Consider the following 19,799-nt stretch of genomic DNA (forward strand, 5'->3'; position numbering starts at 1 on the left):
GCAATGGCCTAATAGTTGACTATTTTACTCGGTTATAATACGCCCATCATCGAGGGTCTACAAGGTTCGACACAGGCACCAGACCTGAACAGTGGCTGCGCCGCTGCGTAAAAGCAGCTGGCTGATCTCTGCGACCGTGCTGCCGGTGGTGACGACATCATCCACAACAACGATATGGAGACCCGCCACCGGCAATTCAAGACGGAAGGCGTTTTTCACGTTCCTTTTACGTAGCCGTGCCGCTAACTGATGCTGAACCGGCGTCGCCCGCTGTCGCCTGAGCGCCGCGCGCGGGTAAGGGCAGCGCAGCCAGCGCGAAAGGCTTCTGCACAGCAGATCGCTCTGGTTAAACCCTCTTCGCCACTGGCGACGGCCGTGCAGCGGCACGCTCATCAGCATATCCGGCGGCGACAGCACATTGATGCGCCGCGCACTGTGTACCGTCAGCAGCAGCAGGCGCGCCAGCGCGGGGGCCATCTCCGGGCGCGGATGGAATTTAAACTGATGCACCAGCAGGCTGAGCGGCGGCGCATAGCGGCTAACGGCAATCAGCCGCTGCCAGGGCGGCGCGCGGCGTAAACAGCGCCCGCAGGGAAGCCGTTCGCAGGCGGCGGGTAAACCGCACAAAGGGCAAACTTTTTCGCGTCGTTGCAGGCTTCGCGTACAGCGCGAACAGACCCCCCAATGGCTGAGCATTAATGGCATCAGGCATAGCCAGCACAATCCCGGCACTGTTAGCATGTGGCACCTCCTTGTGTGAAAGAAGAGAACGATAACTGATGAGTGACATCTGGTGGCAAACCAAAGGCGAAGGAGATGCGCATCTTGTGCTGCTGCACGGCTGGGGGCTGAATGCACAAGTATGGGATTGCATTACGGCGGAACTCAGCTCGCACTTTACGCTGCACCTGGTCGATCTTCCGGGGTATGGCCGCAGTCGCAGTTTTGGCGCGCAGACCCTGGCGCAGATGGCGCAGTGCGTTTTAGCCCAGGCGCCGGAAAAGGCGATATGGCTCGGCTGGAGCCTCGGCGGGCTGGTGGCAAGCCAGGTTGCGCTTCAGGCACCGGAACGGGTGAGCGCGCTGGTCACCGTCGCCTCCTCGCCCTGTTTCAGTGCGCGTGAAGCATGGCCGGGAATTAAACCCGAAGTGCTGGCCGGCTTTCAGCACCAGCTGAGTGAAGATTTTCAACGCACAGTCGAGCGCTTTCTGGCGCTGCAAACCATGGGCAGCGACACAGCCCGTCAGGATGCGCGCCTGCTGAAAAGCGCTGTCTTATCGCTGGATATGCCGTCGACAGAGGTGCTGAACGGCGGGCTGGAGATTTTGAAGACGGTCGATCTGCGCGAGGAATTACAAAACCTGTCGCTGCCGTTTTTGCGTCTGTATGGTCATCTTGATGGACTGGTGCCGCGTAAGATTGTGCCGCTGCTCGATGAGATGTGGCCCGCAAGCGAGTCGATTATCTTCCCGAAAGCGGCGCATGCACCGTTTGTGTCACACCCAGAAGCCTTTTGCGACGCGTTACTGGCGTTGAAAGCGAAGTTATAGAAGGGGAAAAGCGCTTTGCCAGCCGGGCAAAGCGCTACAGCTTTACACCTCTTTGAGCTGCCCGTTCTGGCGAACGACCGGGATCGGCAGCCAGGCACGAATGCAAAGCCCGCCGCGCTCGCTGGTACCCAGCTCCAGCAGCCCGTTATGGTTATCAACAATACGCTGCACAATTGCCAGGCCTAAGCCGGTGCCGCTGGTGCTGCGAGCGCTGTCGCCGCGCACAAACGGCTGGAAAAGATGCTCGCGCTGCTCCGGCTGGATGCCAGGACCATCATCTTCCACCTGGAACCAGGCGCGGTTAAGCTCCGTGCCGCTGCTGACTTTGATCCACCCATTACCGTAGCGCGCCGCGTTGACCACCATATTGGCGACCGCGCGTTTAATCGAGAGCGGATGCATGCGCACGATGATTTCGCCTTCTTGCAGACCGGTGTCGATTTCACGTTCGTAGCCACTTTCCGCCGCAATCACTTCCCCGAGCACGGCGTTAAGATCCGCCGCTTCCATCGGCATCTCCTGGCCGGTGCGCAGGTAGTCGATAAACTGCTCGATAATCGCGTTGCACTCTTCGATATCTTTGTTGATGGATTCAGCCAGATAACCATCCTCTTCACCCATCATTTCGGTCGCCAGGCGAATACGCGTTAACGGTGTGCGCAAATCGTGGCTGACGCCCGCCATCAGCAGCGTGCGGTCATCCGCCAGCTGTTTGACGCCCGCCGCCATCTGGTTGAAGGCGCGGGTCACCGAGCGCACCTCCGATGCGCCATACTCCCGCAGCGGCGGCGGGATCTGCCCTTTCCCCACTTTCAGGGCGGCATGTTCAAGGTCAACAAGGGGTCGGTTCTGAATACGGATAAAGAGCCACGCGCCGCCGATAGCCAGCAGCATAATCGCCAGCGTATAGCGAAAGAGTGGGGAGAAATCGCCCTGATGAATTTCCGTGAGCGGTACGCGCACCCAAATATTGGGCGACAGCCAGGTTTTCAGCCACACCACCGGCGAGCTTTTGTTCACCTCAACGCGTACTTCAGTCGGGCCGCCGAGCTGCTGCGCCATCTGCTGGCTCAGGAACTCATAGTGCTGCGCCCAACGCAGGCCGGCATCTTCCGCCGCCTCGTTGGAGTAGAGAGAAATGCCTAATTCGCGATAGATCTCGCGGCGAAATGCCGGGGGCACCACCAGCTGCGTGCCATCCTCCAGCTGCAGTTTATCGGTCATCAGCATACGAACTTCGTAGGCGAGAACCTTATTGAACTGCTGAAGGCTTGGCAAAATGGCGAAATTCAGTACCACCAGGTACGTCGTCACCAGGCTGACGAACAGCAAAGTGACGATGAGCAGCAGCGTGCGGGCAAAGGAACTTCGCGGCGAGAAACGCACTCGCATCATGCTTTAGCGCCGTCCGGTACAAATACGTAGCCCAGGCCCCAGACGGTCTGAATATAACGCGGATGCGCCGGATCCTCTTCCACCATGCGGCGCAGGCGGGAGATCTGCACGTCGATGGAGCGCTCCATCGCCGAGTATTCGCGACCGCGCGCCAGGTTCATCAGCTTATCGCGCGACAGCGGCTCGCGCGGATGGCTGACCAGCGCTTTCAGCACCGCAAACTCACCGCTGGTTAGCGGCATCGGCTCATCTTCGCGGAACATTTCACGGGTGCCGAGGTTCAGTTTGAACTTACCAAAGGCGATAACTGCTTCTTCCTGAGAGGGTGCGCCCGGCAGTTCATTGGCCTGGCGACGCAGCACCGCGCGGATACGCGCCAGCAGCTCACGCGGGTTGAAGGGTTTGGGAATATAGTCGTCGGCACCGATCTCCAGCCCGACAATGCGGTCAACCTCTTCGCCTTTTGCCGTCACCATAATGATCGGCATCGGGTTGCTCTGGCTGCGCAGACGGCGGCAGATAGAGAGACCATCTTCGCCCGGCAGCATCAGATCCAGCACCATCAGATGGAAGGATTCGCGGGTTAACAAACGATCCATTTGTTCCGCGTTAGCCACGCTACGAACCTGGAAGCCCTGCTCAGTAAGGTAACGCTCGAGCAATGCGCGCAGACGCATATCGTCATCCACGACCAGAATCTTATAATTCTCTTGCATTGTTTTTACTCCCAAAGGTTCCGACAATAATGTTTCCGTATTCTAAAAAAGTGCGCGTTAACGACCAGCGAAATCTGGTATACATTCTAGTCGAAATTGTTACAAAGCATATTTAACAGCAGCTTATATGCATATTGCATCACATAAAGCATGATTAATCCGCACCTTACCGCGTTCCGTTTGTAAAGTGCAGCGAAGACATTAATAAGGCCGATCAATGAAAACGCCCCTGATTACCCGTGAAGGTTACGACAAACTGAAGCAGGAACTCGATTTTCTCTGGCGTCAGGAGCGCCCGGAAGTGACAAAAAAGGTCACCTGGGCGGCAAGCCTCGGCGACCGCAGTGAAAACGCTGATTATCAATACAACAAAAAACGCCTGCGTGAAATCGATCGTCGCGTGCGCTACCTGACAAAATGCCTCGAAAATTTAAAAATCGTCGATTATTCGCCGCAACAGGAAGGAAAGGTCTTTTTTGGTGCCTGGGTGGAGATTGAAAACGACGATGGCGACACCCTGCGTTTTCGCATCGTCGGCTACGACGAAATTTTCGGCCGCAAAGATTACATCTCCATCGATTCGCCGATGGCCCGCGCGCTGCTGAAAAAAGAGGTCGGTGATGTGGCGGTGGTGCAGACACCGGGTGGTGAAGCGACCTGGTACGTCAACGAGATTGTCTACGTGAAATAAGTGCCCGGATGAGTCTGAGAGCGCCCGCCGACGGCTGGCATTTTGCGGTGTCAGTCCGTATAACTGTCCCCTGATTTTTTGTTCAGAAGATGATGAAAGACATGATGAATGATTCGCTCTGCCGCATTATTGCGGGTGAACTTAAGGCACGAACCGAACAGGTGGAATCCGCCGTTCGCCTGCTTGATGAAGGCAACACGGTCCCGTTTATCGCGCGTTACCGTAAAGAGGTGACCGGCGGTCTGGACGACACGCAACTGCGTCAACTTGAAACCCGTCTCGGCTACCTGCGCGAGCTGGAAGAGCGCCGCCAGGCGATCCTGAAATCGATCGGCGAGCAGGGCAAACTGAGCGATGAACTGGCGCAGGCGATTAACGGCACCCTGAGCAAAACTGAACTCGAAGATCTCTATCTTCCCTACAAACCGAAACGCCGCACGCGCGGGCATATCGCTATTGAAGCGGGTCTCGAACCGCTGGCCGATTCGCTGTGGAACGATCCATCGCAGGATCCTGAAGCCCTTGCAGCGACCTTCGTGGATGCCGACAAAGGCGTTACCGACAGCAAAGCGGCCCTCGACGGCGCGCGTTATATCCTGATGGAGCGCTTCGCGGAAGACGCCACGCTGCTGGCGAAAGTGCGTAACTACTTGTGGAAGAACGCCCATCTCGTCTCGACGGTTGTCGCCGGGAAAGAGGAGGAGGGCGCCAAGTTCCGCGACTATTTCGATCATCATGAACCGCTCTCCACCGTCCCTTCTCACCGTGCGCTGGCGATGTTCCGCGGGCGTAACGAAGGCATCCTGCAACTTTCGCTGAACGCCGATCCGCAGTTCGATGAGCCGCCAAAAGAGAGCCACGGCGAGCAAATTATTATCGATCACCTTGGCCTGCGCCTGAATAACGCCCCGGCGGATAGCTGGCGTAAAGGTGTGGTGAGCTGGACCTGGCGCATTAAAGTGCTGATGCATCTGGAAACGGAGCTGATGGGCACCGTGCGTGAGCGTGCAGAAGATGAGGCGATCAACGTCTTCGCCCGCAACCTGCACGATCTGCTGATGGCCGCACCAGCTGGCCTGCGCGCTACGATGGGTCTCGATCCCGGTTTACGTACCGGCGTGAAAGTGGCAGTGGTCGATGGCACCGGCAAACTGGTCGCTACCGACACCATCTACCCCCACACCGGGCAGGCGGCTAAAGCGGCGGTGGCCGTGGCGGCGCTGTGCGAAAAGCATAACGTTGAGCTGGTGGCGATTGGTAACGGCACCGCCTCGCGTGAAACCGAGCGCTTCTTCCTCGATGTGCAGAAACAGTTCCCGAAAGTGACGGCGCAGAAGGTGATTGTCAGCGAAGCGGGGGCATCGGTCTACTCCGCCTCTGAGCTGGCGGCGCTGGAGTTCCCGGATCTGGACGTCTCCCTGCGTGGCGCAGTATCGATTGCCCGTCGTTTACAGGATCCGCTGGCCGAGCTGGTGAAGATTGACCCGAAATCTATCGGTGTCGGCCAGTATCAACATGACGTTAGCCAGAGCCAACTGGCGCGCAAACTCGATGCGGTGGTGGAAGATTGCGTGAACGCCGTCGGTGTCGATCTCAATACCGCCTCCGTGCCGCTGCTGACACGCGTAGCAGGGTTAACCCGCATGATGGCGCAGAATATTGTCGCCTGGCGCGATGAAAACGGTCAGTTCCAGAACCGCCAGCAGCTGTTAAAAGTGAGCCGCCTCGGGCCGAAAGCCTTTGAGCAGTGTGCGGGCTTTTTGCGTATCAACCATGGCGATAACCCGCTTGATGCCTCTACCGTTCACCCGGAAACCTACCCAGTGGTGGAGCGCATTCTGGCGGCGACTGAGCAATCTCTGCGCGATCTGATGGGTAACAGCACCGAGCTGCGCAAGCTGAAAGCGTCAGAATTTACCGATGAGCAGTTCGGCGTGCCGACGGTGACCGACATCATCAAAGAGCTGGAGAAGCCGGGCCGCGATCCGCGTCCGGAGTTCAAAACCGCGACTTTTGCGGAAGGCGTTGAAACCCTTAACGATCTCCAGCCGGGCATGGTGCTGGAAGGGGCGGTGACAAACGTCACCAACTTCGGCGCGTTCGTTGATATCGGCGTCCACCAGGATGGGCTGGTGCACATCTCTTCGCTGGCGGATAAGTTCGTTGAAGATCCGCATACGGTGGTGAAAGCGGGCGATATCGTGAAGGTGAAAGTGCTGGAAGTCGATCTGCCACGCAAACGTATCGCGCTCACTATGCGTCTCAATGAGCAGCCGGGTGAAAGCGCGCCGCGCCGTGGTGGCAACGGTAATGACCGTGATAACGGCAACCGTAATGCCGCTCGTCCGGCTAAAGCACCGCGCGGTCGCGACACGCAGCCTGCCGGCAACAGCGCGATGATGGATGCGCTAGCAGCGGCGATGGGTAAGAAACGCTAATAGAAAAGCCCTCTTCACCTGAAGAGGGCTTTTTCTCGCCCGCTGCTTATTTTCTCCGTTGCGCTTAGGGTTTTATTTTTCGCTGAAGAAAATCGTGAGGAAATTTAAGCTATTCCGTGTGCCCTTAGCGATTGAGCTAATATTGACGTCATTTATTATATTTCGCTGTGTTATTAAACCAGGCTGCCAAATATAAATTTATTCTTATTATTCTGACTCTCTCGTCACTATTTGTTCCCGAAAATTCCGATGTGGAAAATATTGTTCTACATCAAAAAGAGCGTAACTTTTTAATTATCCCCGCCGGAAGCGCACGCTTTGGATTGCTGATAGAAACCATTCTCATTATCATCGCAGACACAGGTTCACTCCTTCTCTCTTTGATGACCAACGGTACGTCTCAACGACGCATGAGTGATATTGACTCGCAGAAAAGATAAGTAGGCTCTATGCAATTCTCTCCTGATAGCGCGTGGAAAATTCTCGGTTTCTCGCCAGAAATAAGCCCGGCATGGCGGCAGAAACTTTTATCCCTCGGCATGTTGCCCGGCTCCTCTTTTAATGTTGTTCGCGTTGCCCCTTTGGGCGATCCGGTGCATATCGAAACGCGCCGCGTTAATTTAGTGTTAAGAAAAAAAGATCTCGCCTTTCTCAAATTAGAAGTGGTTTCACGTTAATCGCAACGTTTTCGCGGGGTGCGAAATAAAATGAAAAAAATGACCATTGGCTTAATTGGCAACCCCAATTCAGGCAAGACAACGTTATTCAATCAGTTAACCGGTGCGCGCCAGCGCGTCGGCAACTGGGCCGGGGTCACCGTTGAACGCAAAGAGGGGCTCTTTACCACCACCGACCACCAGGTCACGCTGGTTGATCTGCCCGGCACTTACTCGCTAACCACCATCTCCGCGCAAACCTCTCTCGATGAGCAGATTGCCTGCCACTACATTCTGAACGGCGATGCCGATCTGCTGATAAACGTCGTGGATGCCTCCAACCTTGAGCGTAACCTCTACCTGACGTTACAGCTGCTGGAGCTTGGCGTGCCGTGCATTATCGCCCTCAACATGCTCGATATCGCCGAAAAGCAGAAGTTGCGCATTGATATCGATGCGCTGACCAGCCGCCTTGGCTGCCCGGTGATCCCGCTGGTCTCCACGCGCGGGCGCGGGATCGAGGCGCTGAAACTCGCCATCGATCGCCACCGTGCCAATGACAATGTCGAGCTGGTGCATTATGCGCTGCCGCTGGCGCGCGAGGCGGATACGCTGGCCGGGCAGATGCACGACGCGCTTCCCTGGCAGCAGCGCCGCTGGATGGGTTTGCAGATGCTGGAAGGGGATATCTATAGCCGCGCCAATGCCGATATTTCCGACAGCCAGCTTAACGCCGCGCTTTCGCGTTTGCAGGCGGAGATGGACGATCCGGCGCTGCATATCGCCGATGCGCGTTACCAGGCCATCGCCGCGATTTGCGATACCGTCAGCAATACGCTGACCGCCGAGCCAAGCCGTTTCACCGCCGCCGTTGACCGCATCATTCTCAACCGCTTTCTCGGCTTACCGATCTTCCTGTTTGTCATGTACCTGATGTTCCTCTTCGCCATCAATATTGGCGGGGCGTTCTCACCCATTTTTGATGCCGGCTCCGTGGCGATCTTTATCCACGGCATTCAGTGGCTCGGCTATACGCTGCACTTCCCGGAGTGGCTGACGGTCTTTCTCGCGCAGGGGCTGGGCGGCGGTGTAAATACTGTGCTGCCACTGGTGCCGCAACTGGGGATGATGTACCTGTTTATGTCCTTTCTTGAGGACTCCGGCTATATGGCGCGCGCCGCGTTTGTAATGGACCGCCTGATGCAGTCGCTCGGTCTGCCGGGCAAATCCTTTGTACCGCTGATTGTCGGCTTCGGTTGTAACGTGCCGTCAGTAATGGGCGCGCGTACGCTTGATGCACCGCGTGAACGGCTGATTACTATCATGATGGCGCCGTTTATGTCCTGCGGTGCGCGGCTGGCGATTTTTGCCGTCTTTGCTGCCGCCTTTTTCGGCCAGCAGGGTGCGGTGGCGGTCTTCTCGCTCTATCTGCTGGGCGTAGTGATGGCGATCCTTACCGGGCTGATGCTGAAATACACGCTGCTGCGTGGTGAAGCGTCGCCGTTTGTGATGGAACTGCCGGTTTACCATGTTCCGCATCTGAAAAGCCTGCTGCTGCAAACCTGGCAGCGACTGAAAGGTTTTGTTATCCGCGCCGGGAAAGTGATCATCATCGTCAGCATTTTCCTCAGCGCGATGAACAGCTTCTCGCTGAATGGCCGCACGGTGCATAACATCAACGACTCGGCGCTGGCCTCTATCAGCCGCGTCTTTACCCCGCTGTTAGAGCCGATTGGCGTGCAGGGCGATCACTGGCAGGCAACGGTCGGGCTGGTTACCGGCGCGATGGCAAAAGAGGTGGTGGTCGGCACGCTCAACACGCTCTACACCGCGGAAAATATTGAGCAGGAGGCTTTTAATCCGGCCACATTCAGTCTGAGCGATGAACTAATTGCCGCGCTGGAAGAGACCGGCAATTCCGTCAAAGAGACCTTCAGCCTGAGCGTGCTTGCTAACCCGATTGAAGCCAGCAAGGGCGACGGCGAAATGGCGACCGGCACAATGGGGGTGATGAGCCAGAAATTCGGCAGCGCGGCTGCGGCCTACAGCTACCTGATTTTTGTCCTGCTCTACGTGCCATGCATTACGGCGATGGGCGCAATTGCCCGCGAAGCGAGCCGCGGCTGGATGGGCTTCTCGGTGCTGTGGGGGCTGAATATTGCCTACTCGCTCTCCACGCTCTTTTATCAAACCGTCACCTTCCATCAGCACCCGCTCTACAGCATGACCTGCATCCTGGCGGTGGTGGTGTTTAACGTGCTGGTGATTAGCGTGTTGCGCCGGGCGCGCAGCCGCGTGAATGTGAATCTGCTGGCTACGCGCAGAACGGTGGCCAGCTGCTGCGACAGCCCGGCAAGCGACTGTCATTAAGGAGTCGCGTAATGGCATCGCTTATTGAGGTACGCGATCTGCTGGCGTTGCAGGGGCGGATGGAGGCAAGCCAGCTCAGCCTCGCCCTGCACACGCCCAAAGCGTTAATTGACGCCATGCTGGCGCGGCTGGAAGCAATGGGGCGCGCGGTGCGTGTTGAAGAGGAGGCGAGTGGTTGCCTGATCGGCAGCTGCAAAGCGTGTCCGGAGGGCAAAGCCGCCTGCTCACGCGAATGGTGGATGCTGCGCTAACCGACTCATTGTCATAAAAAAACCCGCCTTTCGGCGGGTTTTGTCTCTCTTGCGTAAGCGGATTACAGTTTCGGCCCGGCGCTGACCAGCGCGGCACCCGCAGGGGTATCGGTATACTTCTCGAAGTTCTCAATAAAGAGTTTCGCCAGCTGCGTGGCTTTCTCTTGCCACTGCTCCGGCGACGCGTAGGTTCCGCGCGGATCGAGAATACGGCTCTCAACGCCCGGCAGCGAGGTCGGGATCGCCAGGTCAAACATTGGCAGGGTAAAGGTTTCGGCATCGTCCAGCGAACCATTGAGAATGGCATCGATGATCGCACGCGTATCCTTAATGGAGATGCGTTTGCCGGTGCCGTTCCAGCCGGTATTCACCAGGTAAGCCTGCGCCCCTGAAGCCTGCATGCGTTTTACCAGCACTTCGGCATACTGCGTCGGGTGCAGCGACAGGAAGGCTGCGCCAAAGCAGGCGGAGAAGGTTGGCGTCGGCTCGGTGACACCGCGCTCGGTGCCGGCCAGCTTAGCGGTAAAGCCGGAGAGGAAGTGATACTGCGTCTGGCTGGCGGTCAGGCGCGATACCGGCGGCAGCACACCGAAGGCATCCGCCGTCAGGAAGATCACTTTGGTAGCGTGACCCGCTTTCGAGACCGGTTTAACAATATTCTGGATATGGTAAATCGGGTAGGAGACGCGGGTGTTCTCGGTTTTCGACGCATCGTCAAAGTCGATGCTGCCATCGGCGCGTACGCTGACGTTTTCCAGCAGCGCATCGCGGCGAATAGCATGGAAAATATCGGGCTCCGCCTCTTCAGAGAGACGAATGGTTTTCGCGTAGCAGCCGCCTTCAAAGTTGAAGACGCCGTCGTCGTCCCAGCCATGCTCATCATCGCCAATCAGACGGCGCTTCGGATCGGTGGAGAGGGTAGTTTTGCCGGTGCCGGAGAGGCCGAAGAAGACGGCGACATCGCCTTTCTCGCCGACGTTCGCCGAGCAGTGCATCGAGGCGATCCCTTGCAGCGGCAGCAGGTAGTTCATGATTGAGAACATCCCTTTCTTCATCTCACCGCCGTACCACGTCCCGCCAATCAGCTGGATGCGTTCGGTCAGGTTGAAAGCAACAAAGTTCTCTGAGTTGAGGCCCTGCTCTTTCCACTGCGGGTTGGTGCACTTCGCGCCGTTCATCACGATAAAGTCCGGCGTGAACTCTGCCAGCTCGTCGTCGCTCGGGCGAATAAACATGTTTTTGACGAAATGGGCCTGCCAGGCCACTTCCGTAATAAAGCGCACCGCGAGGCGGGTGTCCGGGTTGGCGCCGCAGAAGGCATCGACGATAAAGAGACGCTTGCCGGAGAGCTGTTCGGTGACGAGGCCTTTCAGATGCTGCCACACTTGTGGCGAGAGCGGTTTGTTGTCGTTCTTGCCTTTGCCTTTATCAGACCACCAGACGGTATCGCGTGTGGTGTCATCGCGAACAATGTACTTATCCTTCGGTGAGCGGCCGGTAAAGATGCCGGTATCGACGGCAACCGCGCCTGAGGTGGTCAATACGCCGCGCTCATACCCTTCCAGGTCCGGACGAAGTTCCTCTTGATACAGCGTTTCGTAATCGGGGTTGTAAACGACATCCTGAACATCGTTGATTCCATAAGCCTTGAGATCTTGCGGGGTTAAACTCTTAACACGCATGTCACTGCTCCTTAGCCAAAATGTACTGCCTGAAAGTGTAGGGGTGATTCTTTGCCGCAACCGGGACGAGGTTCATAGATTTACCTGGCTCAAAGCCCAGTCTGACGAAAACGCTGTGATTGAGGTCACTTAACGGCACGGATTATGCCAAAATTTATTACATTCATCGGGGAAATGTTCTTAAAACGGCGCGGGACGGCATTTTTAACCTTTGCTTTGTGACTGTAATCGCTTTCATGAAAGAGAATTACGTAACACTTACAGGCAGGATTTTAACGGAAACGTGATCGGCGAGACAAAAACGCCGCCCGGAGGCGGCGATTAATAACTGCTATCAATGAACCTGGGGGTCGGCAGGGGAGGCGTTATTGCGGATCTCCGCAATATCCATTGCATTGAAGAGGTAGTGGTTACCGCAATAATCGCAGTGCATATCGATTTCGCCCTCTTCGGCGAGGATGCTGTCCACTTCTTCATCCGGCAGGGTTTTCAGCGCACCTGCGCAGCGCTCGCGCGAGCAGGTGCACTTGAACTCAACGTCCTGCGGATCGTAAAGGGTGACCTCTTCTTCATGATAGAGACGCCACAGCACTTCATTCGCCGGCAGGGTAAAGAGCTCTTCCGCTTTGACGGTTTCCGTGAGCACGGCCAGGTGTTCAAAGTCTTCCGCCTGCGTATCCTGCGCCGGCAGCACCTGCAGCAGCATACCGCCTGCCGCCGGTTGGCCTTCGACATCACCGGTGCGGATAAACAAGCGCGTCGGCAGCTGTTCGGAGCGCTGGAAGTAATCTTCCAGACATTCGGCCAGCGTTTCGCCTTCGAGGCCAACTACGCCCTGATAGCGCTCGCCCTCTTCCGGCGTAATGGTAATCACCAGATAGCCGTTACCCACCAGCGTTTTCAGGCTTGCATCGTCCGCAATCTCGCCCTGTACGCGTGCGACGCCGCGCATCTGCTGACGGTTGTTGCCGTTGATCACCGCAAGGCTCATCGGGCCATCGCCCTGCACCTGCACGGTAATATCACCGGCAAACTTCAGCGTTGCGGTCAGCAGGCTGGTGGCAACCAGTAACTCGCCGAGCAGGTTTTTCACCGGCAGAGGGTAGTTGTGGTTTTCCAGCACCTCTTTCCAGGTATTGGAGACGGTTACCAGCTCGCCGCGCACGGCATAGTTTTCAAAAAGGTAACGGTGTAATTGGTCTTGATTGGCCATGTTTTTCTCTCTTGCGGGTGCGCGTTACTCGCTGCCACCGGATTTAAATTTCATCAGATCGCGGCGCTCCTTCTTATCCGGGCGGCGATCGGGGTGCGGCATGGTCAGCGCATTGAGCTTGCGGGCCTGCGCCATTTTTTCGCGTTTCTCAATGCTCTCTGCCGTCTCTTCATACAGTTCAACGGCTTCGCTTGCCGGACGGCGCTGATCGGTAATCCTTTTTACGATCACGGTTCGCTCATCATTGCCCTGACGCAGGGTCAGGGTAGCGTTCAGCTCGACGATTTTACTCGGCTTGCTGCGTTGCCCGTTGTAGTGCACCTTTCCGCCGTCGATCATCTCGCGGGCAAAGGCGCGGGTTTTATAAAAACGCGCTGCCCAGAGCCATTTATCCAGGCGGACCTCTTGCGCAGGCTGCTGTTTCATTACATCTCCTTTAGAAGCGAGGGGAGTAAGCGGCGGTAGTCGTTCATGGCCGGATGGCGCAAATAGCGCTTATCCGCCAACCCGGAGTCTGGATTGGCGACGCCGAGACAGTAGCGAATACCAAATGTCGCGGCGGCATCGAGAATCGGCTCGCTGTCATCAATGAACAGCGTCCGCGCGGGATCAAGGCCGGTATGACTGGCGACAGCCTGCCACAAGCGCTGATCCTCTTTCGGATAACCAAATGTATGGGTGGAAAGTAATAAATCAAGGTGCGCCGCCAGACCCGTGTGTTCAAGCTTAACCGCCAGGTTATGCGGGTGCGCGTTGGTCAGCAAAATGCGGCGCTTGCCGCTATTTTTCAACGCATCAAGAAACGGAACCGTATCTTCACGCAGTACGGCGCGCGCCCCTTGCTGGGTGGTCATGGCGCAAATATCCAGCCCAAGCCGTTCGCTCCAGTAGTCCAGACAGTACCAGTTTAGCGTATGCTGCACGTCGTGATAGGCCTGGCTGATGGCGCTTTGTGCCTCTTGCGGCGTTAAACCCGCTTTCTCACCGTAGGTTTGCGGCACCAGCTGTTGCCAGAAATAGTTATCGAAGGCGAGATCGAGCAGCGTGCCGTCCATGTCCAGCAGAACGGTATCGACGTCCTGCCAGGCAATATCAATGTGCATGAGAAGGGCTCCAGCCAGAGAAAAATCTGCGCGAAAGGTTAACACAGCTCGCGCAGCAGATCGTTATCAGCCGAGGCTATCTTCGCTGGGGATAAGGCGGGGGTTCAGGCAGCTCTCGTAGTACTGCTGAATCTCTTCGATACGGGTGCGGTTACGCTGATAGCGGCGCAGCGCCAGCACGCCATTGTAGATGCTGGATAAAAGCATTGCTGCCAGCAGCAGGGTGGTGGCGGCATAGCGCCATAAACCGGCGGCATCCGGCATGCGGTGCAGGCTGATATGTTTGGTGCCGTTGGCATCGGTCACCAGGCTTGTGATGATCCCCTCAGCGTGGAACGGCGTCTGCATCAGCATCTGCGCTAGGCGCTGGAACTCGGCCCACTGCTCCTGTGCCGGATAATCGTAGAGCGCCATCGGCGGCCACGGCTGATCGACCAGTTCATTACCCTCTTCGCTGACAATCAGGAAGCCGCCCGGAGCCGGGCTGTTCAGCGCCTGCGCCGCGCGCGTGGTTTCACGCATAATAAACGGCGCGGTCGAGGTGGTGACGAGGTTGTCGAGGGACTCTGCGCTCACCGGGCGCAGCAGCACATTCACCCCGGTAAGCTTGCCTTCGCTGGCGCGCTTAGTCAGCGTCTCCCAATCCTTGCTGTTGCCCAGGTTTACCAGCGCATTTTTCAGGCGCAGGCACTCATCTTCAGCAGAGCAAAGTTCCTGAGTTTTCAGCACGATATCAGCGAAATCATCCAGCAGAACCATGCCGGATTTTTGAATAGCGGAGCGCAACACCGGGCTGACGCGGGAATCCTCTTCCGTGGTCGGATGCAGCTGTTGGCTGACTGCCTGCGCCAGCGCGGTGGCTTTGGTCACAATATCCGATTCCGGCAGCGGCAGAGGAGGGGCGTTGTTCCAGATAATCTGCGAGCAGTCGAACGGGGTGAACGGCGACGTCTGGCGCGAGGCCCAGTTGCTCTGCGTGTGAATGTTACACATCCCGGTGCCGCTGATGCGCAGCGTATCGCCGATACGCAGACCGGCGGATTCAAGCTGATTTACGCTGCTGGCTTCAACTGTTTGCGCGCCTTTAATCCACGACACGGTGAATTTGATCGGCATATCCAGCGGCACCCAGATCAGCAGCATCGCCAGCACCACCAACGAGCCGAGAGCGATCACCGCGCTGCGTACCCAGTGCTGAAGCGGGAAATTCTTTACCTCGTCATGCAGTGACAAAAAGCGCCCCTGGCGCACGACGTGACGATCGAGATAGATATCAATATCGGTTTGCTGGCCTAAATCACGGGTAATAAAGGGCTGCCAGTGTTTTGGATAAATCAGATCGATAATACCGAGCGAGATGTTGTTCATCTGCTCCTGATTATTTTCACCGAACAGCCCCCAGCGCTTTGGCGTCCCGCGCAGGCAATGAATTTCGCGCAGCGTGTTTTTCGCCGGGGGGGCATAAAGCCCCCACAGCCCTGCCGCCAGCAGCAGCACGCCGCCGCCCGCCATCCACGGAACAAAAACTTCCGGCGACGCGAGGCAGAAGAAGAACATCAGGAATGAGGCACAGATCAGCAGCGCTTCGCGCATGCCGTCCGGGCGGTTCAGAGTATGTTCATAGGGGCTTTCGCGGCGAATATTGAGCAGTTCAATCTGTTCACTCTCTTCACCGCGGATAGCCGAATGGGTTGAGCCAATATGCTGTAGTTCGCTGCCGCGCTCTTCATACATATATTCGCTAAGCGTGTGCCCATTAAGCGCAATCACCAGCGGCATGGAGTCGGTGCGAATCAGCTCAACATTATTCTCATCATTAATATATTGCTCCCATGATGGCGGGAGATGGACCTCAACGGAGTCCAGGTAGTAGCGCCATTTATTCGGCGCATCGGTAGTGATGCCGTAGCGCGTGATGGGATGGGCGACAAACAGTACCGTATTACTGTGTGCGGTAAGTTTAATCGGGACGGGAGCGGCAGTCGCGCCGGTCGGGCCTGGGGTATTTTGGGTACGGGAAAGCGATTCCAGGTAGCGTTCGACGGCGTCGCGCTCTTCTGGAGTCAATTTGCGAGCCGTCGCGCCGGAGAATGCCGGTAAGTAAGGCAGTCGGTATCGACGTTGCGACCTGTACCTGTAAATCCATCCGGCGAGGAATGCGCAGGCCAGCATAGCAGCTAAAAAAATCAAAATGGTGCTCATGCTTTCCCCATCTTACTTTTTCAAACAGGTGTAGTCAGTTGCACCCTTCCCGTAAATATCTAATGTGGTTGGCCGCGATAAGCAAGAAATTAACTTGAGTATTTTTAAGCGCATACCATCGTTGGGAAGAATAGCAAAAGCCCCCTGGCGGGAATATCAGCAAATTCTTAGTTTTATTTCAAGCTATTGACTTTTTAGTGAAAATGCGAATTGATTTCAGATAGGTTGCAAGAATGTAAATAAGCGGCAAAGGAGATTGCCCAGGGCGTGCGTAGTGTCGCACAATAACGAAAGTTTCTCTGCAAAGACCGATAATAATGAGCAAATCATTGCAAAAACCCACCATTCTCAACGTCAAAACCGTGGCTTCATCACGGCTTTTTAACGTCGAAAGCGTGGATCTGGAATTTAGCAACGGTGTGCGTCGGGTCTATGAACGCATGCGCCCCTCTAATCGTGAAGCGGTAATGATTGTGCCGATCATCGACGATCACCTGATTCTGATCCGTGAATATGCGGTTGGGACCGAATCCTACGAGCTGGGCTTCTCCAAAGGCCTGATCGACGAGGGTGAAAGTATATATGAAGCGGCCAATCGGGAGCTAAAGGAAGAGGTTGGATTTGGTGCGAACGAGCTCACTTTTCTGAAAAAACTGAGCATGGCGCCCTCCTATTTCTCCAGCAAAATGAATATCCTGGTGGCGGAAAATCTCTATCCGGAATCACTGCCGGGCGATGAGCCTGAGCCGCTGCCGCAGGTGCGCTGGCCTTTAAAGCATCTGATGGATCTGCTTGAAGACCCCGATTTCCACGAAGCCCGCAATGTCAGCGCGCTCTTCTTAGTGCGTGAGTGGCTCAAAGGGCAGGGGCGGCTTTAACTGAGCAAGCAATAAAAGAAAAGGGCGCGAAAGCGCCCTTTTTTATATCTCTGTGCAGTGGCTGCGCTAAAACAGCTCGTGCGTCTCGCCATTATCGATAAGCGTAGTGCCCGCTTCATGAACCGCCTGCTGAGTCGGCTGCGTTCCTTCGATAAAGTACTCCTGACGGCTGCTACCACCGTTGGCTAACTGCCCGGTGCTGCGGTCAATATTGACCGTTACCACGCCCGGCGGCGGCGTAAGCGGATCTTCCGGAACGCCTTCCAGCACCGCTTTCATATAAGCATCCCACGCCGGCTGCGCACTCTTCGCGCCGCCTTCATAACCTGAGATCTGATCCTTAATCGCGCCGGAAGCACTGGTGCGGCCAAGGTTGCGGCGGTGATCGTCGAAGCCAATCCACACCGATGTCACCACGCCCGGACCGTAGCCTGAGAACCAGGCATCTTTCGAGCTGTTGGTGGTACCGGTTTTGCCGCCGATATCATTGCGCTTGAGATCGCGACCCGCGCGCCAGCCGGTACCTTGCCAGCCCGGCTCGCCGAAGACGTTACTGTTCAGCGCGCTCTTAATCAGGAAGGAGAGCGGCGTACTGATGACGTGCGGCGCATACTCCTCCGCGCCGGTGCGTTCAACCAGAGCCTGGTTTGCCTGCTCCAGCTGCGGCATCGGGACGGCAGGGTTTTGCTGCTCCTGCGAGGTCGCGACGTTTTCCATGTCCTTGTTTTCCAGCACGTTCGACTTCGGCGTTTCGCCGTAAATCACCGGAATATCGCAATTGGCGCAGGCGACTTTCGGACGCGCTTCAAACAGCTTATCGCCCTGAACATTCTCGATTTTGCTGATGAAGTAAGGGTCAACCAGGAAGCCGCCGTTGGCCATCACCGCATAACCGCGAGCCACCTGTAACGGGGTAAAGGAGGCAGAGCCGAGCGCTAAGGATTCGGTATGCACAATGTTTTGCGCCGGGAAACCGAAACGCTGCAGATATTCTGCCGCGTAATCAACGCCCATCGCACGCATCGCGCGCACCATTACTACGTTCTTCGACTGCCCCAGACCCTGGCGCAGACGGATCGGCCCGGCATACTCATCCGGCGAGTTCTTCGGTCGCCAGTCGGAGCCCGCGCCCGCATCCCAGCGCGAAATCGGCGCATCGTTAAGGATGCTCGCCAGCGTCAGGCCTTTATCCATCGCGGCGGTATACAGGAACGGTTTGATATTCGAGCCAACCTGGCGCAGCGCTTGCGTGGCGCGGTTGAACTTGCTCTGGTTGAAATCGAAACCACCTACCAGCGCCATTACCGCGCCGTTATGCGGGTTAATCGACACCAGCGCCGAATTGACGTCCGGCACCTGTCCCAGCCACCAGCTGTCGCCAACCTGGCGAACCCAAATCTGCTGACCTACCTGAACGGCATCGGTCACTTTGCGCGGCGTCGGGCCCTGCTGCGTATCCGAGCGGTAAGGGCGCGCCCAGCGCACACCTTCCATCTTCAGCGAGACCGTCGAACCGTCCGCCAGCATCGCGGTCGCTTCCTGCGGATCGGCGCTGGTGACAACGGCAGGCGACAGCGGCCCATAAGTCGGCAGCGCCTTCAGAGAGTCAGTGATTTTTTTACTCTCCCACGCCGCTTCGCCCACTTTCCACAGCACGTTAGACGGCCCGCGATAGCCGTGACGCATGTCGTAATCCATCACGTTATTGCGCACCGCATCCTGCGCGGCCTGCTGCACTTTGCGTGTCACGGTGGTGTAAACGCGATAACCATCTTCGTAGGCTTTATCACCGTAGCGGCTCACCATCTCCTGGCGCACCATCTCGGAGAGATAAGGGGCAGAGAAGGCGATTTCCGGCGCATGGTAATTAGCGTCGATAGCTTCGCTACGGGCTTCATCAGCCTGCTGCTCGCTGATATACCCTTCGCTCTGCATACGCGTCAGCACTACGTTACGTCGCGCGGTAGCACGTTCGAGAGAGTAGAGCGGGTTAAAGGTAGAGGGTGCTTTTGGCAGCCCGGCAATCACCGCGATTTCGCTTAAGGTGAGCTGGTCGACGCTTTTACCAAAGTAGACCTGTGCCGCTGCACCCACGCCGTAAGCGCGGTAACCGAGATAAATTTTATTGAGGTAGAGCTCAAGAATTTCGTCTTTGCTCAGCAACTGCTCAATGCGGATCGCCAGGAAAACCTCTTTGATTTTACGCATCATTGTGCGTTCCGGGCTTAAGAAGAAGTTACGCGCCAGCTGCTGCGTAATGGTACTTGCACCCTGCGAGGCGTGGCCGGAGAAGAGCGCCACGCTGGCCGCACGGAAGATCCCTACCGGGTCGACGCCGTGATGCTCATAAAAGCGGCTGTCTTCCGTGGCGATAAAGGCTTTCACCATTACCGGCGGAATATGATCCAGCGTCAACGGGATACGGCGCTTTTCACCGTACTGCGCGATCAGCTCGCCGTCGGCGCTATAGACCTGCATTGGAATCTGCAGCCGGACATCCTTCAGCGTGGCGACGTCAGGTAACTGCGGCTCAATATATTTGTACAGACCGTAAATCGAGCCTGCTCCCAACAGAATGCAAAAGACTGCAAGGATGAATAAATACTTTACGAACTTCACTGGAGATTTCCCATTTAGAGTCACTTGGGCAGTTT

The 19,799-nt window shown here is 56.6% G+C and carries 16 protein-coding genes; 7 read left to right on the top strand and 9 right to left on the bottom strand.

Features of this window, described 5'->3' with window-relative positions:
• Positions 1 to 57: 57 nt before the first annotated feature.
• Complete coding sequence (gene gntX / locus BWI95_RS09445; protein WP_054802632.1) at positions 58 to 741, bottom strand: DNA utilization protein GntX; 684 nt, start codon at positions 739 to 741, stop codon at positions 58 to 60.
• A 38-nt stretch (positions 742 to 779) separates the two neighbouring features.
• On the opposite strand from gntX, the gene bioH reads away from it, so the two are divergent.
• A complete protein-coding gene (gene bioH / locus BWI95_RS09450; protein ID WP_076769390.1) occupies positions 780 to 1,550 on the top strand; it encodes a pimeloyl-ACP methyl ester esterase BioH in 771 nt (256 codons plus the stop codon).
• 42 nt (positions 1,551 to 1,592) lie between these two features.
• On the opposite strand, the gene envZ is transcribed toward bioH, so the two are convergent.
• Complete coding sequence (gene envZ, locus BWI95_RS09455) at positions 1,593 to 2,945, bottom strand: two-component system sensor histidine kinase EnvZ (protein ID WP_054802631.1); 1,353 nt, start codon at positions 2,943 to 2,945, stop codon at positions 1,593 to 1,595.
• The gene (gene ompR / locus BWI95_RS09460) at positions 2,942 to 3,661 is read right to left on the bottom strand and encodes an osmolarity response regulator transcription factor OmpR (protein WP_006177890.1); all 720 of its coding nucleotides are present in this window, start codon (positions 3,659 to 3,661) and stop codon (positions 2,942 to 2,944) included. Before ompR ends, envZ begins: the two co-directional genes overlap by 4 nt.
• A gap of 217 nt (positions 3,662 to 3,878) precedes the next feature.
• Between ompR and greB the strand changes: the two genes are divergently transcribed.
• The 5 genes from greB (at position 3,879) to feoC (ending at position 10,067) form a co-directional block, all read left to right on the top strand.
• Positions 3,879 to 4,352 (top strand): transcription elongation factor GreB, encoded by a 474-nt coding sequence (greB, locus tag BWI95_RS09465; protein ID WP_023482054.1) that lies wholly within the window; start codon positions 3,879 to 3,881, stop codon positions 4,350 to 4,352.
• Positions 4,353 to 4,453: 101 nt separating this feature from the next.
• A complete protein-coding gene (locus BWI95_RS09470) occupies positions 4,454 to 6,790 on the top strand; it encodes a Tex family protein (RefSeq protein ID WP_054802736.1) in 2,337 nt (778 codons plus the stop codon).
• 449 nt (positions 6,791 to 7,239) lie between these two features.
• Positions 7,240 to 7,467: a ferrous iron transporter A gene (gene feoA / locus BWI95_RS09475; protein ID WP_023482091.1), complete on the top strand. Its 228-nt coding sequence runs from the start codon at positions 7,240 to 7,242 to the stop codon at positions 7,465 to 7,467.
• Between the two features lie 30 nt (positions 7,468 to 7,497).
• A complete protein-coding gene (gene feoB, locus BWI95_RS09480; RefSeq protein ID WP_076769391.1) occupies positions 7,498 to 9,816 on the top strand; it encodes a Fe(2+) transporter permease subunit FeoB in 2,319 nt (772 codons plus the stop codon).
• 11 nt (positions 9,817 to 9,827) lie between these two features.
• The gene (gene feoC / locus BWI95_RS09485; protein ID WP_054802629.1) at positions 9,828 to 10,067 is read left to right on the top strand and encodes a [Fe-S]-dependent transcriptional repressor FeoC; all 240 of its coding nucleotides are present in this window, start codon (positions 9,828 to 9,830) and stop codon (positions 10,065 to 10,067) included.
• Between the two features lie 62 nt (positions 10,068 to 10,129).
• Here the strand turns inward: feoC and pckA are convergent, their stop codons facing one another.
• From pckA to BWI95_RS09510, 5 genes are all read right to left on the bottom strand, one after another.
• Positions 10,130 to 11,749 (bottom strand): phosphoenolpyruvate carboxykinase (ATP), encoded by a 1,620-nt coding sequence (pckA, locus tag BWI95_RS09490; RefSeq protein WP_054802628.1) that lies wholly within the window; start codon positions 11,747 to 11,749, stop codon positions 10,130 to 10,132.
• A gap of 334 nt (positions 11,750 to 12,083) precedes the next feature.
• Complete coding sequence (gene hslO, locus BWI95_RS09495) at positions 12,084 to 12,962, bottom strand: Hsp33 family molecular chaperone HslO (protein ID WP_054802627.1); 879 nt, start codon at positions 12,960 to 12,962, stop codon at positions 12,084 to 12,086.
• Positions 12,963 to 12,986: 24 nt separating this feature from the next.
• A complete protein-coding gene (gene hslR / locus BWI95_RS09500; protein WP_023481974.1) occupies positions 12,987 to 13,388 on the bottom strand; it encodes a ribosome-associated heat shock protein Hsp15 in 402 nt (133 codons plus the stop codon).
• Complete coding sequence (gene yrfG, locus BWI95_RS09505; protein ID WP_054802626.1) at positions 13,388 to 14,065, bottom strand: GMP/IMP nucleotidase; 678 nt, start codon at positions 14,063 to 14,065, stop codon at positions 13,388 to 13,390. Before yrfG ends, hslR begins: the two co-directional genes overlap by 1 nt.
• Before the next feature lie 66 nt (positions 14,066 to 14,131).
• The gene (locus tag BWI95_RS09510; protein ID WP_042717418.1) at positions 14,132 to 16,267 is read right to left on the bottom strand and encodes an intracellular growth attenuator family protein; all 2,136 of its coding nucleotides are present in this window, start codon (positions 16,265 to 16,267) and stop codon (positions 14,132 to 14,134) included.
• A 317-nt stretch (positions 16,268 to 16,584) separates the two neighbouring features.
• Here BWI95_RS09510 and nudE point away from each other — a divergent pair, with 317 nt between their 5' ends.
• A complete protein-coding gene (gene nudE, locus BWI95_RS09515; protein ID WP_042717419.1) occupies positions 16,585 to 17,145 on the top strand; it encodes an ADP compounds hydrolase NudE in 561 nt (186 codons plus the stop codon).
• A 66-nt stretch (positions 17,146 to 17,211) separates the two neighbouring features.
• On the opposite strand, the gene mrcA is transcribed toward nudE, so the two are convergent.
• A complete protein-coding gene (gene mrcA / locus BWI95_RS09520) occupies positions 17,212 to 19,764 on the bottom strand; it encodes a peptidoglycan glycosyltransferase/peptidoglycan DD-transpeptidase MrcA (RefSeq protein ID WP_076769392.1) in 2,553 nt (850 codons plus the stop codon).
• Positions 19,765 to 19,799 lie beyond the last annotated feature (35 nt).

Source organism: Kosakonia cowanii JCM 10956 = DSM 18146 (assembly GCF_001975225.1).
GTDB classification, from domain to species: domain Bacteria; phylum Pseudomonadota; class Gammaproteobacteria; order Enterobacterales; family Enterobacteriaceae; genus Kosakonia; species Kosakonia cowanii.